Source organism: Bacteroides faecalis (assembly GCF_003865075.1).
GTDB classification, from domain to species: domain Bacteria; phylum Bacteroidota; class Bacteroidia; order Bacteroidales; family Bacteroidaceae; genus Bacteroides; species Bacteroides faecalis.
Genome location: NZ_BHWB01000021.1, coordinates 1 through 14708, shown reverse-complemented (window position 1 = coordinate 14708; position 14708 = coordinate 1). Strand labels below are relative to the sequence as shown.

At 38.7% G+C, this 14708-nt stretch carries 12 protein-coding genes and 3 riboswitches; all 12 genes read left to right on the top strand.

Translation table 11 applies throughout. The annotated features are described in order from the left end of the window. The first annotated feature begins 50 nt into the window (after positions 1–50). Positions 51–267, top strand: a riboswitch (cobalamin riboswitch). Between the two features lie 145 nt (positions 268–412). Then, positions 413–1453 (top strand): DUF4465 domain-containing protein, encoded by a 1041-nt coding sequence (locus tag EJF25_RS21080; RefSeq protein WP_160119436.1) that lies wholly within the window; start codon positions 413–415, stop codon positions 1451–1453. Between the two features lie 113 nt (positions 1454–1566). Then, positions 1567–1767: riboswitch (cobalamin riboswitch) on the top strand. Between the two features lie 185 nt (positions 1768–1952). Next, positions 1953–3026: a YncE family protein gene (locus EJF25_RS21075; protein ID WP_125042612.1), complete on the top strand. Its 1074-nt coding sequence runs from the start codon at positions 1953–1955 to the stop codon at positions 3024–3026. Between the two features lie 2 nt (positions 3027–3028). Further along, the gene (locus EJF25_RS21070) at positions 3029–5056 is read left to right on the top strand and encodes a TonB-dependent receptor (RefSeq protein WP_125042611.1); all 2028 of its coding nucleotides are present in this window, start codon (positions 3029–3031) and stop codon (positions 5054–5056) included. A gap of 42 nt (positions 5057–5098) precedes the next feature. Next, on the top strand, positions 5099–6235 hold the full coding sequence (locus tag EJF25_RS21065; RefSeq protein ID WP_125042610.1) for an ABC transporter substrate-binding protein: 1137 nt from the start codon (positions 5099–5101) through the stop codon (positions 6233–6235). Continuing rightward, a complete protein-coding gene (locus EJF25_RS21060) occupies positions 6232–7248 on the top strand; it encodes a FecCD family ABC transporter permease (RefSeq protein ID WP_125042609.1) in 1017 nt (338 codons plus the stop codon). Before EJF25_RS21065 ends, EJF25_RS21060 begins: the two co-directional genes overlap by 4 nt. After that, complete coding sequence (locus EJF25_RS21055; protein ID WP_125042608.1) at positions 7245–8000, top strand: ABC transporter ATP-binding protein; 756 nt, start codon at positions 7245–7247, stop codon at positions 7998–8000. Before EJF25_RS21060 ends, EJF25_RS21055 begins: the two co-directional genes overlap by 4 nt. A gap of 35 nt (positions 8001–8035) precedes the next feature. Beyond that, a riboswitch (cobalamin riboswitch) is annotated at positions 8036–8244 on the top strand. Positions 8245–8464: 220 nt separating this feature from the next. Further along, positions 8465–10150, top strand: a complete 1686-nt coding sequence (locus tag EJF25_RS21050; protein WP_125042607.1) for a putative transporter — start codon at positions 8465–8467, stop codon at positions 10148–10150. A gap of 27 nt (positions 10151–10177) precedes the next feature. Further along, on the top strand, positions 10178–10321 hold the full coding sequence (locus EJF25_RS21045; protein ID WP_262707228.1) for a DUF2284 domain-containing protein: 144 nt from the start codon (positions 10178–10180) through the stop codon (positions 10319–10321). A 197-nt stretch (positions 10322–10518) separates the two neighbouring features. Continuing rightward, positions 10519–11868, top strand: coding sequence for an MATE family efflux transporter (locus tag EJF25_RS21040; RefSeq protein WP_125042605.1), 1350 nt, complete (start codon positions 10519–10521; stop codon positions 11866–11868). 325 nt (positions 11869–12193) lie between these two features. Further along, the gene (locus EJF25_RS21035) at positions 12194–12757 is read left to right on the top strand and encodes a Crp/Fnr family transcriptional regulator (RefSeq protein ID WP_125042604.1); all 564 of its coding nucleotides are present in this window, start codon (positions 12194–12196) and stop codon (positions 12755–12757) included. Between the two features lie 789 nt (positions 12758–13546). After that, on the top strand, positions 13547–14158 hold the full coding sequence (locus EJF25_RS21030) for an alpha-amylase family protein (protein WP_125042603.1): 612 nt from the start codon (positions 13547–13549) through the stop codon (positions 14156–14158). Beyond that, on the top strand, positions 14134–14361 hold the full coding sequence (locus tag EJF25_RS21025) for a hypothetical protein (protein WP_125042602.1): 228 nt from the start codon (positions 14134–14136) through the stop codon (positions 14359–14361). Before EJF25_RS21030 ends, EJF25_RS21025 begins: the two co-directional genes overlap by 25 nt. The last annotated feature ends 347 nt before the right edge of the window (positions 14362–14708 follow it).

Genomic DNA, 14708 nt, shown 5'->3' with positions numbered 1-14708 from the left:
TACTTCTAACATTTAACATTACACTTCTTTTCCAATTCTCAAAAAAAACACTACCTTTGTGCCGTTAAGGTTCTTTCCGATAGATACCTATGGAAAGATTAAAAGGGAATGCCGTGTAAACCGGCAACAGTTCTCGCTGCTGTAAATTTCATTTCTCCTATTAATAGGGGAATATATAGAGACAAAAAGCCACTGGTCTTAACAAGATTGGGAAGGCATATCTATTAAGAAATGAGTCAGAAGACCTACCTATACAAAAAAGGAATAACTCTTGCGAGCAACGAGAGCACCGATGATCATTGTCTTCATATCAGATAGCATTTCATCTATCATATAAAAACAATATTGTCTGACGCAGCTTTTGTTTGCTTTCTTTTGCGAGACAATAATTTATTAACTATATATGAAACGTATGAAAAAGTATCTTCTCTTTTTAGTTACAGTATGCCTGTTGGCTGCTTGTTCGGATGATGATTCAATCACCGAAGGAAAATCTTCTTTAAAGATTACTGCTGCACCTATCGAAGACTTCAATTATGCAGAAAGTAGAACTTTTGAAGTTAAATTGCAAAATGTGAGTTCAACTGCCGTCAAACAACCTGAAGGATGGAACACTTCTCTCAAAGATGGTATCCTGACAGTGGTTGCTCCTCAAAAGGGAACTGCTAATATTTTAAAAAGTGGAAAAATCGAAATCGTTGCTACCGGAGATGATCAATCGACTTTGAATGCTTCTTTCGAAGTAAAGGTATTCCATTATGTAACTTTTGAAAATGCAGATGAGAGTTATCTGGCAGGCCCGACTTCTTACGGAGAAAATCTGTATTCGAATTATACAGGCGAATACCTTTATGGAGGATACGACGATCTGGAATCCGGTTTATTTTTCCATACCAGTAACGAATTCTATAATGGAGGTATTGCAATCTCTCAATGGAATGACAAAGAAACAAAGCTATACACCAATCAATGTAGTGTTTACTATGGCGACCATAACCAGAAAAACGGTGGACATAACCATTCTAAAACATTTGCTGTCGCTTATTACAGTTCCTTTTCAGGAGAAGAAGCAACTTCTATAGATTTTATAGACGACAATGCAGAATACATCATTGACCATTTATACATAGCCAACAGTAGTTATGCTGCACTTTCGATGTTGCAAGGTGATAATACAGCTAAAAAGTTTTCCTTTGAAGATAATGATTGGCTCAAAATAACAATTCAAGGATTTAATGCAGCCGGTGAGAAGACAAGTGAAGTAGAGACTTATCTAGCTGATTTTCGCAAGTCAGATGCAGGAGGTGTGCTAACCGAATGGAAACGTGTAGATCTATCATCATTGGGTAAAGTACACAAAATCCAATTCTCTATGAATAGTTCCGATACCGGAGATTATGGAATGAATACTCCTGCCTATTTTTGTATAGATGATATAGCTGTCGCATTATAATGCAAGAAAGAGATTCTTTAAAATCTATTCAATATCTTAAGTAAGGAAGAACATCATTGATCTTCCTTACTTTACCTCATTAAAAAGATAATCATCTAAGAAAAGATGACTATCTTTGCACCCACGAAAGTGGTTCTCTGAAAGAGACAAAAGGGAATACCGTGATAATCGGTAACAGTAGCCGCTGCTGTATTTTCTCGCATGGATTACAAAATCATGCAATTTGGAGCAAATTGCCACTGGAAATCTTCTCTGGGAAGGCGCTACCGAATAAGGGAATAAGTCAGAAGACCTGCCTCTTTCGTTTGTATTTTACTCCTGCGGCATTCAGGAAGTAGGTCATTAATCCTTTTTCTCACATACATTTTGTGACAGAAAGGCTTTTTCTATTGACATTTATCTTAGTTTGCCGTTCACTGTAAATTCAATTATTACTTTGGTTAATAATTCCGAAGAATAAATGTGTCTATGATACATAGATTTTGGTAAACAACAGATTATGAAGCAAAAGACTCAGTTCATTATTCCCATCCTTCTTTTATTCTTTGCCGTAGCATCGTGCATGGACTATGATCCATTTGATAAAAAGCCTTTCGAAATTTCCGGCAACGGATTATTTATTACCAATGAAGGGAATTTTCAATATGGTAATGCCAGCCTTTCCTATTATAATCCCGAAACCCAAAAGATAGAAAATGATGTTTTCTTTCGTGCAAATGGGAGAAAATTGGGTGATGTAGCGCAATCAATGACCGTACACGACGGCAAAGGTTATGTAGTAGTCAATAATTCCGGAGTCATATACGTAATAGACCTGCAAACTTTTGAGATATTAGGCGGTATTACAAATTTAACTTCTCCTCGTTACATACATTTTGTGAGTGATACAAAAGCATACATTACGGATCTATACGCTTCAGCAATTACCATATTCAATCCTCAAACATTACAAAAGACAGGAACTATCGAAACAAAAGGGCATCAATCCACAGAACAAATGGTACAATACGGAAAATGTGTATTCACAAACTGTTGGTCTTACGATAACAAAATACTGGTGATAGATACTGAAACAGACCAAGTGGTAAACGAAATCACCGTAGGCATACAGCCTACATCACTCGTCCTCGATAAATACGGACAAATATGGACAATAACCGATGGTGGTTATGAAGGTAGTCCTTATGGTTACGAGGAACCTACTCTTTATAAAATAGACGCCGCTTCACAAAAAGCTACTAGATTTTATAGTTTCAATAAAGAAAAAAGAGCATCAGAAGTAGTATTAAACGGTGAGCGAGATACGCTATATTTCATTTCTGAGGATGTCTGGCGTATGGATGTAACTGATTCCCGGGTTCCGGTACGTCCTTTTCTAAAAGCACCGGCAAACAATAGTATTTATTATGGGCTGACAGTAGATCCCAACACGTCTGAAGTGTATGTAGCAGATGCTATAGATTACCAACAGCCAGGAGTTATCTATCGGTTTACTCCCAAAGGAGAACCGGTGGATACATTCAAAGTTGGTATTACACCAGGTGCCTTTTGCTTTCAATATAACAATCAATAAACATGCAAGATAAAATAAAGATAAGTATAGTGCTTCTATTCTGTTGTATCTTCTCTATTCAGGGGCAGGACAATAAAGTGGCATGGCAACTACGTCTGGATACAATAACGATTATTGGTAAACGCCCATTTAAAGATATTGGAACCACAAAAACCGTACTCGACACCCTTATCCTTCGCGAAAGCATCACTAACAGCTTAGCGGATATATTATCACAAAATACCTCTATTTTTATTAAGAGTTATGGCAGAGGAACTATGGCTACTGCCTCTTTCCGTGGTACCTCTCCTTCTCATACACAGGTACTCTGGAACGGAATGAATATCAATTCTCCAATGATGGGACAAGTAGACTTCTCACTTATTCCGTCATATTTTGTTGATGATATGAGTTTGTGGCACGGCGCAAGTTCGGTGAATGTATCCGGTAGTGGTTTAGGAGGTGCAATTACATTAGGGACAAGCCCGGAAAAATTTAAAGGATATGATTTAAAATTCATACAAGGTATCAGCAGTTACCGAACATTTGATGATTTTCTTCATTTCCGTTATGCAGGAGAGAAATGGCAAAGTTCTACTCGCATCTATTTGGCACACTCAAAAAATGATTTTAAATACACCAATTATGAAAAAGCAATAATAAACGATGATGGCAGTTACAATAAGGAATTTGAAGAAACCAAAAATAAAAATTGCCAGTACCAAGACTTTCATTTATTACAAGAGCTTTACTATGACCGTAAAGATGGCAATAAATTTTCACTTGCTGCGTGGTTTATGAATTCCAATCGTGGTATTCCAATGCTTACTACCGACCAGCGCAATGACAACGATTATAAAACCCGCCAAAAAGAAACGACTTTTCGCGGAGTAGGCGGTTGGGACAAAACCTCAGAAAAATTAAAGATATCCAGTAAATTGGGATATACATATACTCATATGTTATATACGTATGATATAAAAATAGGTGAAGAGCAAATGAGTAGAATGCAAGATGCAAGTAGCTATATTTATTCGGGGTTTGTATCAGGAAATGCCGAATATCTTCCATCTGATAAATGGATGATAGGTGGATACATAGATGGAAAATTCAATTATGTGGATAGTAAAAATCTAGAGGTAAATGCTTACCATCCAGGTTATCAAGAGACTCGTCCGGAAGCGACAACACTCGCTACGGTTCGTTATCGTCCCTGCTCTCGTGTCGGGTTGGCTTTTGACTTACGCGAGACATTCTACGATGACAAATTCACTCCTTTCATACCAGCCGGTTTTCTTGATGTAACACTTTGGCCACGCTATGGATTAATGTTTAAAGCTTCTATAGCTCGCAATTACCGCTACCCTACTCTGAATGATCTTTATTTTCAACCTGGAGGAAATCCGGACTTATTACCAGAAAAAGGATTCACATATGATACCGGATTCGAATTTACATTAAAATCGAATGAATGTTTCTCGCTAAAAGGAGAGCTTACCGCTTTCGACTCATACATTGACAATTGGATTTTATGGGTGGTTCATCCTAAAGGATATTGGACTCCCCGTAATATAAAACAAGTGCATAGCTATGGTATCGAACTAAAAGGAAAAGCATCATTACGATTAGGTGACTGGACATTGTGGCTGGATGCTAATTGGAATCATACAAAAGCTATTAACAACGGAGAGCCGGTTGGCACCGAAGATGTATCTGTAGGGAAACAACTTGTTTATATTCCCGAATATTCATCCGCTGTTATGGGACAATTAAGTTGGAAAAATTTTTATCTGATCTATAAATATAATTATTATAGCAAACGATACACCACTTCGAGTAATGAACTGTATACCAGACGAGATGAATTAATTCCTTACTATATGAACGACATTTCTTTAGAAAAAAGATTCAGATGGAAACAGACTGCTGTGTCTGTTAAGGTCTCTGTTTACAATCTATTTAATGAAGAATATGTATCAGTATTAAGTCGTCCAATGCCAAGGAGGAATTATGGTTTAACAATCTGTATCAATCCACAATGGAACAAATAAGATAGGAAAGAATATAATAATTATAGAATCAGCCCATACAATATGACAAAATATTCTATTTCATACTTCTCAATGCTCTGCCTATTTTTTCTGGCTAGTTGCATACCCAGTAACAAAACCTCTTTGGAAGCATTCCAACATGAATTATATACTCCACAATATGCTTCCGGATTCAAAATATTAGGTGCGGACAATATCCAAAGTACCTTGATACAAGTATCCAACCCATGGCAAGGAGCTAAAGATGTGGAAATGTATTATTTCATTTCCCGTAATGGAGAACGTCCTCCTACAGGATTTACCGGTCCTGTAATTTCCGCCGGAGCCAAACGTATCGTTTGTATGGCCTCATCTTACATTGCCATGTTTGATATATTGGGACAAACAGACCGGATTATTGGAGTATCCGGCATTGATTATATATCCAATCCTTACATTCGGGCACATAAAGATTCAATTAAAGATATGGGTGCAGAAATCAATTATGAATTATTACTAGGATTAAAACCGGATGTCGTCCTTTTATACGGTATTGGAGATGCACAAACAGCTGTAACGGATAAACTGAAAGAACTATTTATCCCTTATATGTATGTTGGCGAATACCTTGAAGAATCACCACTTGGAAAAGCTGAATGGCTTGTTGCCCTATCCGAAATAACAGACAGCCGGGAAAAAGGTATCGAAGTATTTCAGGAAATACCCAAACGCTATTATGCACTCAAATCCCTTACAGATTCAATAGCCCAGCGCCCAACAGTTATGTTCAATACACCTTGGAACGATAGTTGGGTTATGCCTTCAACTCAAAGTTACATGGCACAACTGGTTACCGATGCGGGTGCGGACTACATCTATAAAGAGAACAATTCCAATATTTCTTCTCCTATCGGACTGGAAACAGCATACGGACTTATACAAAAAGCAGATTTCTGGATTAATGTAGGTTCTGTTTCTACATTGGATGAATTGAAAATTATAAATTCTAAATTCGCAGATGCAAAAGCAGTAGAAGAAAGGGCTGTATATAACAATAATCTACGACTTACTCCGACAGGTGGAAACGATTATTGGGAATCAGCAGTAGTGTATCCGGACATTGTATTACGTGATCTCATTCATATTTTCCATCCGGAACTTGTATCCGATTCACTTTATTATTATAGACATTTAGAATGAAACAGAATCGCAGATCCACATCACTCTTATTCATTGTTTTAGGAATAGTTGCTATATTATTAGTAATAACAGATATGGTAACAGGTGATACTTTCATACCAGTTTCCAAAGTATGGGCTGTATTTACGGGAGGTGAATGTGATGAAATGACACGCAACATTTTACTTTCTATCCGACTATTACGAGTAATAGTTGCAGTTCTGATCGGTGTAGCTCTTTCGGTGAGTGGCTTACAGATGCAGACGGTATTTCAAAATCCACTGGCAGACCCTTATCTACTCGGGGTAAGTTCTGGTGCCGGTTTAGGAGTAGCATTATTTATATTAGGCGCTCCATTACTAGGTTGGGCTGAATTCCCATTATTACAATCACTAGGAGTGGTAGGTTCGGGCTGGATAGGTGCAGTTGTTATTTTACTGGGCGTAGCCATCATCAGCCAGAAAGTTAAAAACATCTTAGGTGTTCTGATTATGGGAGTAATGATTGGCTATGTGGCAGGTGCTATTATTCAGATATTACAATATCTAAGTTCTGCCGAACAATTGAAAATGTTCACTTTATGGTCGATGGGGTCACTTAGTCACATTACTGTGACCCAGCTAAGCATAATGATCCCCATGTTATTTATCGGATTATTTATTTCCATTGCTTGTATCAAATCACTTAATTTATTATTGTTAGGTGAGAATTATGCCCGTAGTATGGGAATGAACATTAAGCGCTCACGCACACTAATCTTCTTATCTACTGCTCTATTGACCGGAACAGTAACTGCCTTTTGCGGTCCCGTAGGGTTCATTGGTCTAGCCGTCCCACACGTCACACGACTATTATTCAATAATGCCGACCATCGAGTGCTAGTACCAGGCACAATGCTGACAGGATTGATCAGTATGTTACTTTGTGACATTATAGCCAAGAAGTTTTTATTACCGGTCAATTGTATTACTGCCTTACTGGGAGTGCCGGTTATTTTATGGGTAATAGCTAAAAATCTGCGTATAATCAAATGATTCAATTCAATAAACTTACACTAGGATATGGACAGCGCATGCTGTTGGATAAAGTTTCCATCCGGATTCCAGAAAGCCAGCTTATCGCATTATTAGGACGCAATGGTACGGGAAAAAGTACACTACTTCGTGCCATAATGGGATTGGAGAAGCCTTTGAACGGAGAAATTCTTCTTCAAAATAAAAATGTTTCGTTACTCAAACCGGAAGAACTCGCGCGTAATATTAGCTTTGTAACCACTGATAAAGTGCGTATTGCTAATCTACGTTGCGAAGATGTCGTGTCATTAGGTCGTGCCCCTTATACCAACTGGCTGGGACAATTACAACCGAAAGATAAAGAACAGGTAGACGAAGCTATTCGATTGGTAGGCATGACTGATTATGCTGAAAAGACCATGGATAAAATGTCGGACGGAGAGTGCCAGCGTATCATGATTGCAAGAGCGCTTGCACAAGATACTCCCGTTATTTTGCTCGATGAACCGACAGCTTTCCTCGATTTACCTAACCGATATGAATTGTGTCTGCTCCTCAAGAAATTGGCAGAAGAAAAAGGGAAGTGTATCATCTTCTCCACGCATGATCTGGATATCGCTCTGTCTCTTTGTGACTCCATCATGTTGATAGACAATCCTCAATTATACTCCCTTCTGACTCCCGAAATGATAACTAGCGGACATATCGAAAGACTTTTCCGAAACGAGTCTGTCACGTTCGATGCTCAAGAGATGAGAGTACGCATCAAATAAACATGCTCTTCAATTAGGTTTATCCATAAATTCGCTATCTTTGTCTGCGAATTGGTTTCAGATAGACTTATCAGCTATTTGGATTAAAAGGGAATCGGGTGAAAATCCCGAACAGTCCCGCTGCTGTAAAGCTCCATTCAACTTCTTGAAAATAACTTTTGCCACTGGTCGGTTAAAATAATCAAATCGGGAAGGCATCAAGAAGGGAGTCAGTCAGAAGACCTGCCATTCAATACCTTAATCACTGTCTTTACTCGTGGGATAGAAAGACAGTAAGTGATAAATGATTGCTTATGGAAATACAAATATTACTGACATTGCTATGATCAGTAAGGATGGGCTGTGTATGACTACTTTAGACGGGTAACCCTTCAAAGTAAACATAATTAAAAGTAAGAATGGAAGTGATCGCTCCTGAAGTACTTTTAATGCGATTAATTACAATGAAACTATAATAAAAGACAATGGAAGTTTTAAAGAATCTATTCGAAGGTTACCCCAACCTTTGGGGTGGCGGAGTGGCACACTCCGTATTAATTTTATCGCTTGTAATTGCATTTGGCATCATTCTGGCGAAAATTAAAATATGGGGAATATCTCTGGGAGTCACCTGGATACTCTTTGTAGGTATCGTATTCGGACATTTCAACATGAATCTGGACGAACATTTGCTTCACTTTTTAAAAGAATTCGGACTGATTCTATTTGTCTACTCTATCGGTCTGCAAGTCGGTCCGGGATTCTTTTCTGCTTTTAAGAAAGGAGGGTTCACACTGAATATGCTGGCTATATTAGTGGTGACATTAGGTGTAGGAATCACCATCATTCTGCATTTTACTACCGGTACTCCGATCACTACCATGGTGGGTATCTTATCCGGTGCTGTGACTAATACTCCCGGACTTGGTGCTGCCCAGCAGGCCAACAGTGACCTGAACGGTATAGATGCTCCTGAAATTGCATTGGGATATGCCGTCAGCTATCCATTAGGTGTAGTAGGTATCATCTTATCCCTCATAATTCTGAAATATATTCTTCACATTAATACTCCAAAGGAAGAAAAAGAAGCTGAAGTTGGTTTGGGACATTTACAAGAATTAACTGTACGACCTGTCACTATTGAGATAAAAAACGAAGCAGTAGATAGTCTTTGTATAAAAGAACTCCGTCCGCTAGTGAATCGTAAATTCGTAATCTCACGTATACGGCATCGTGAAGGAGGTGAAACTGAATTAGTCAATTCCGAAACGATCGTACATGTAGGAGATAAGATTCTGGCCATCTCTACTCCGATAGACGTAGAAGCAATCACTGTCTTCTTCGGTAAAGAGATAAAGATGGAATGGGAACAACAGGACAAGCAACTTATCTCAAGACGCATTCTAATTACCAAACCGGAACTCAACGGAAAAACTCTTTCACAACTTAAAATACGGAATAACTTCGGAGCAAACATTACCCGTGTGAACCGTTCGGGCGTAGACTTGGTAGCTGCTCCACAATTACAATTGCAAATGGGTGACCGCGTAACTATCGTGGGTACAGAGCTTGCTGTCGCCCATGCTGAGAAAGTTCTTGGCAACTCTATGAAACGTTTGAACCACCCGAATCTGATTCCTATTTTTATTGGTATCGCCCTCGGATGTATTTTGGGAAGTCTACCATTCACATTCCCCGGAATTCCTCAACCGGTAAAACTGGGACTGGCAGGCGGTCCGTTAATCGTCTCTATCTTGATCAGCCGTTTCGGGCCGAAATATAAACTGATTACTTACACTACCATGAGTGCGAATCTAATGTTACGTGAAATAGGAATTTCTATCTTCCTTGCCTGTGTGGGATTAGGGGCAGGAAAAGGATTCGTCGAAACAATTATCAATGATGGCGGATACGTATGGGTAGGTTATGGCGTGATCATCACCATTTTGCCTCTCCTGATTACTGGATTAATCGGACGTTACTATTGCAAACTGAATTACTTTACTCTGATCGGAGTATTGGCAGGTTCCACCACCAATCCGCCGGCCTTGGCTTACTCCAATGATCTGACTGCTTGTGATGCACCCGCCGTAGGATATGCTACTGTATACCCGCTCACCATGTTTCTGCGAGTATTGACAGCACAACTACTGATTCTCTCATTGGGGTAATATTACGCTGTCAGGAATTATCTATCTATTCCATCATGTACTCGTAAAGAAAGTAAACCATGCCCATACCCAGATATGGTTCGTCCGTCATTAGAGGCTTGCGGTTTCGATATCGGCCAAACGGTTGTTGAACTGTTGCATATCGAATTGAAATGGAGTGACAACGGATAAATGCTGGAATACCTGACTTTGATGGGAGGAGTCTCAAAAAATGATTGAAACACTTTTATTTCCTTTGAACACCCCCAAAGAATTACCTAATCATAATAAAAGAGGCCAATCGATAAAAATTACCAATTGGTAATTTTTATCTCATTCTATCCCTCTACCTTTGCAACCGTTTTCAAAATAATAAAAGGGAGAAAGGTATGAAAGATAGTATTGATTTCGGTAGCATGGACATCTCTAAGTTGTTCCGCAAATTATTGGTCCCTACGGTATTGGGAATGGTATTCTCAGCTATATTCGTAATCACTGACGGTATATTCGTGGGTAAAGGAATAGGTAGTGACGCATTAGCAGCCGTCAATATTACCGCTCCTCTTTTTATGATTACTACCGGTATCGGCCTGATGTTTGGAGTCGGGGCCTCGGTGGTAGCCTCCATTCATTTGTCCCAAGGCAAACACAAAGTGGCGAGTATTAACATAACTCAGGCACTGGCTGTTTCAGTAATCATCATATTAGTAATGTCTGCCCTCTGTTTTTACTATGTGGAACCATTGGCACGATTACTCGGAAGTTCGGAGAGATTAATGCCTGACGTAGTGGAGTATATGATCTGGTATGTTCCTTTCCTTGTTTTCTATGTGTTATTGAATGCCGGTATGTTCTACATTCGGCTGGACGGTTCACCCAATTATGCCATGTTATGCAATGCTGTTTCCGCTGTACTTAACATCATACTTGATTATATTTTCATTTTCGAATTCGGTTGGGGATTAATGGGTGCTGCGTTTGCCACCAGTCTGGGGATTACCGTCGGAAGCCTGATGACCATTGTCTACCTTGCCGGATATTCCCGTTACATTAGACTTTATCGTATTAAATTGAGCAAAAAAAGTATGTTGCTAACCATACGGAATATTGGCTATATGATCAAACTGGGTACTTCCGCATTTATCAGTGAAGCCTCCATCGCCTGTATGATGTTTTTGGGAAATTACGTATTTATCCGTCATCTGGGAGAAGATGGAGTAGCTGCATTCAGTATTGTCTGTTACTTCTTCCCGATTATTTTCATGGTATATAATGCGATTGCACAATCCGCTCAACCAATTATCAGCTATAATTTCGGAGCCAATAAATCGGCACGTGTGCGAAAGACTCTTTATCTTTCCATACGGACAGCCTTACTTTGTGGAATATGCTTTTTCACCATTACTGCTCTTTGTAGCCATTACATTGTCGCTTTATTCATTGATCGTAGCTATGCAGCTTTTGAGATTGCCGAAAAAGGAATTCCTTATTTTGCAATTGGTTACATCTTCTTCGCATTCAATATGGTGGGAATAGGTTATTACCAAAGTATTGAACGGGCAAGAAGAGCCACTATTATCACGCTTCTCCGGGGAGTTGTCTTTATGTTAATAGGATTTTTCGCATTACCTCCTCTTCTGGGAGTGCCTGGTATCTGGTTAGCAGTCCCTTTAGCAGAGTTATTAACTACGATCTACATTATCGGAGTTTATTTGAAAGACCGCCGATTAAAGGAATGAGTACAAAATCTGAAGATGGAGATTGCGTCCAATGTAAAATTAACAAATGAATTAGAAGAGCTAATAATAAATAATGCCTCGAGAATCTAATTCAAATAACTACTTATTTAGCAAATTCCTGAATTTGCTAAATAAGTAGTTAGAATCTTCAAAAAAAGCTCCCAAAGTACTCCTACACAGTGAGAGTTTCATAATAGCTTAAGCTAAACATATATTGAATTTTGCTTTTACTACTCTGATATCTATAATTGGCCCACGAAAATTATCATTAAAATTTATCAGAAAGACCACTTCTTTGTACGCTAATGATATGTATCTTTGCAATATGAATATATTTATCGAAAAACTTTGCAATAAGTACAAAGTGTCAGAAGCCAATGTACAACTTTTATTGGAATGTATGGAAGAAGTACATTTCAACAAAAAAGAATTGATTGTACGGGAAGGTACGAAGAATAGTAATCTTTATTTAATAAAGAAAGGTATCTGGCGAGGATATTATCATAAAGACGGAGTAGACACAACAATATGGTTTGCCTCTGAAGGAGAAGCAGCTTTCTCCGTTTGGGGATACGTAGATAATGCCTATTCATTAATCAATATTGAAGCTATGTGTGACAGTACAGCTTATTGCGTTTCGCGCTCATCGCTGAATAATTTGTTTTCTTCTTCCATCGAGCTGGCAAACTTGGGACTTAATTTGATGGAACGCCAATTTCTTGGACAAGAAAACTGGCTGATCAGTGCAGGGAGTCCACGAGCAAAAGAACGTTATCTCACACTGATTAAAGAAACTCCGGAATTATTGCAATATGTACCTTTAAAATATATTGCATCTTACCTATGGATAACTCCTCAATCACTAAGCAGGATACGGGCATCTTTGTAAACAGTCTTTTTCCAACTATAGGCACACCTAAATTAGATTAAATAATCACTTCTTAAATTGAATACGACTATGAGTAAATTTCCCTGCACCAATTTCAGATATTTAGAAATCAGTCTACTACTGTTAATATGTTTCCATCTTACAATTCAAGGAGCAAATAAGAAAATCAAAAGTAATAACTGGGAAATCTCTTATCAGCCCTCCACTCATACTATAGATTATAGTTACAAAGGACAAAAATATACTGAAAGGAACATACGTAAAAGCAAAAGTAAACACAACAGAGATCAGAAGCTGTGATTTCAAAACCATAGAAATCCAGAAAGAGAAAATTAGCGATAAGGTGGGAAAAGGGAAGAAATACACAATCATCTACACTGACGGTCCTTTATCCAATATCAAGATAGAACAAAATTATTTACTATTTCTACCCAGACAATGAATATTTTCTTACGGAAGCATGGCTCTGCTCTGCCAACGAAAAGATAGCAAGTAATTATATAGCTCCCGTATATACCTCGGAGAAAAACTCTTTTTTACCACAGGACTCCACCAATAGAGTATTGCGTGTTCCATATGACAATGACGCTTTCGTAAGTTACTTATCCACTCATTAAAAGAGGAAGGTATTTCCTTTGAAGCAACCGCGATATTCAATGGAATCAGCAGAATGGATTAGTGATCGGTTCGGTAGAACATGATACTTGGAAACAGGTATCCGTTATCAAGGAAAATACCGATACATTACTCATCTTGAATGTTTTGGGGGGTGACTCATGAACTAACCCCGTGATATTAGCGATCGACCGGACCGTCCTTCTAAAGAAACATGGAAGTGTTCGGGGAACAAGACTGAAATCACCCAAAATATTTGTAGGCTATTTCAATGACTGGCGAAAAGGAATGGAAGAATTCGGAGAAATGAATGCAACAATTACTCCTCCCCGTCAATGGAATTCGGGAACTCCTTTCGGATGGAACAGTTGGGCCGCCATGGCTACAAAGGTAAATTACCAGGGAGCTGTTGATGTTGCCGATTTCATCAAACAAGAGTTACAACCCAATAGTTTTGAGAATGACAATACCGTTTATATCGGACTGGATTCTTTCTGGGATAATTTCAATGAAGAACAATTAATAGCTTTTGCCCGACATTGCAAAGAGAATGGTCAGAAAGCCGGGATCTATTGGTGTCCTTTTTCCGACTGGTTTGGTAATGCGGATGGTTTCGTAGAAGGAACCGACCAACAATGGAAATACAAAGACATCTACCTGTATGCAAATGGAAAGCCTCGTAAAATAGAATCATTGGCAGTAGATCCTACCCATCCGGGAACGAAGTTACGGATGAAGCATTACATAGAGAAATTTAAAAGATGGGGATATACCTATATAAACTAGATTTTATCAATAATGGAACTTTAGAAGCCGATTCATTCTATAATCCCGATGTTACTACGGGTACGCAAGCATACAATGAAGGGATGAAATACTTATCTGAATTATGTGGAAATGATATGTTCATGGCTCTATCCATTGCTCCAGTTTTCCCCGCTCAATACGGAAATTCCCGTAGAATCAGTTGCGACACTTGGGAGCGATGAGCGAGCAAGGTTGGGGAACTACAAACTACATGCTCAATAGCCTGTCTTTCGGCTGGTGGCTTGATCGTGTATACACGTTTAACGATGCAGATCATATTCTATTATACAAACCGAAGAAGCCGAGAATTATAAAGAAGGAGCCAATCGTGCAAGAATTACTTCTGCCGTCATCACCGGAATATACATTTAGGAGATAATTTCAGTTCCAAAGGCTTAATACCAGGAAATGAAGAAGCCCGAAGAAAGCAGAATCCTTGGTCACTAACAAAGAGATTAACGAGATTGTCCGATTGGGAAAATCCTTTTATCCAGTAGAAGGATATTTGAGAGAGATAGTATCATGTGTA

What these genes read in the sequence shown, in the direction of transcription:
- EJF25_RS21080 (WP_160119436.1), top strand. Translation starts at nt 413, where the DNA reads ATGAAAAAGTATCTTCTCTTTTTAGTTACAGTATGCCTGTTGGCTGCT.
- EJF25_RS21075 (WP_125042612.1), top strand. Translation starts at nt 1,953, where the DNA reads ATGAAGCAAAAGACTCAGTTCATTATTCCCATCCTTCTTTTATTCTTT.
- EJF25_RS21070 (WP_125042611.1), top strand. Translation starts at nt 3,029, where the DNA reads ATGCAAGATAAAATAAAGATAAGTATAGTGCTTCTATTCTGTTGTATC.
- EJF25_RS21065 (WP_125042610.1), top strand. Translation starts at nt 5,099, where the DNA reads ATGACAAAATATTCTATTTCATACTTCTCAATGCTCTGCCTATTTTTT.
- EJF25_RS21060 (WP_125042609.1), top strand. Translation starts at nt 6,232, where the DNA reads ATGAAACAGAATCGCAGATCCACATCACTCTTATTCATTGTTTTAGGA.
- EJF25_RS21055 (WP_125042608.1), top strand. Translation starts at nt 7,245, where the DNA reads ATGATTCAATTCAATAAACTTACACTAGGATATGGACAGCGCATGCTG.
- EJF25_RS21050 (WP_125042607.1), top strand. Translation starts at nt 8,465, where the DNA reads ATGGAAGTTTTAAAGAATCTATTCGAAGGTTACCCCAACCTTTGGGGT.
- EJF25_RS21040 (WP_125042605.1), top strand. Translation starts at nt 10,519, where the DNA reads ATGAAAGATAGTATTGATTTCGGTAGCATGGACATCTCTAAGTTGTTC.
- EJF25_RS21035 (WP_125042604.1), top strand. Translation starts at nt 12,194, where the DNA reads ATGAATATATTTATCGAAAAACTTTGCAATAAGTACAAAGTGTCAGAA.
- EJF25_RS21025 (WP_125042602.1), top strand. Translation starts at nt 14,134, where the DNA reads ATGGGGATATACCTATATAAACTAGATTTTATCAATAATGGAACTTTA.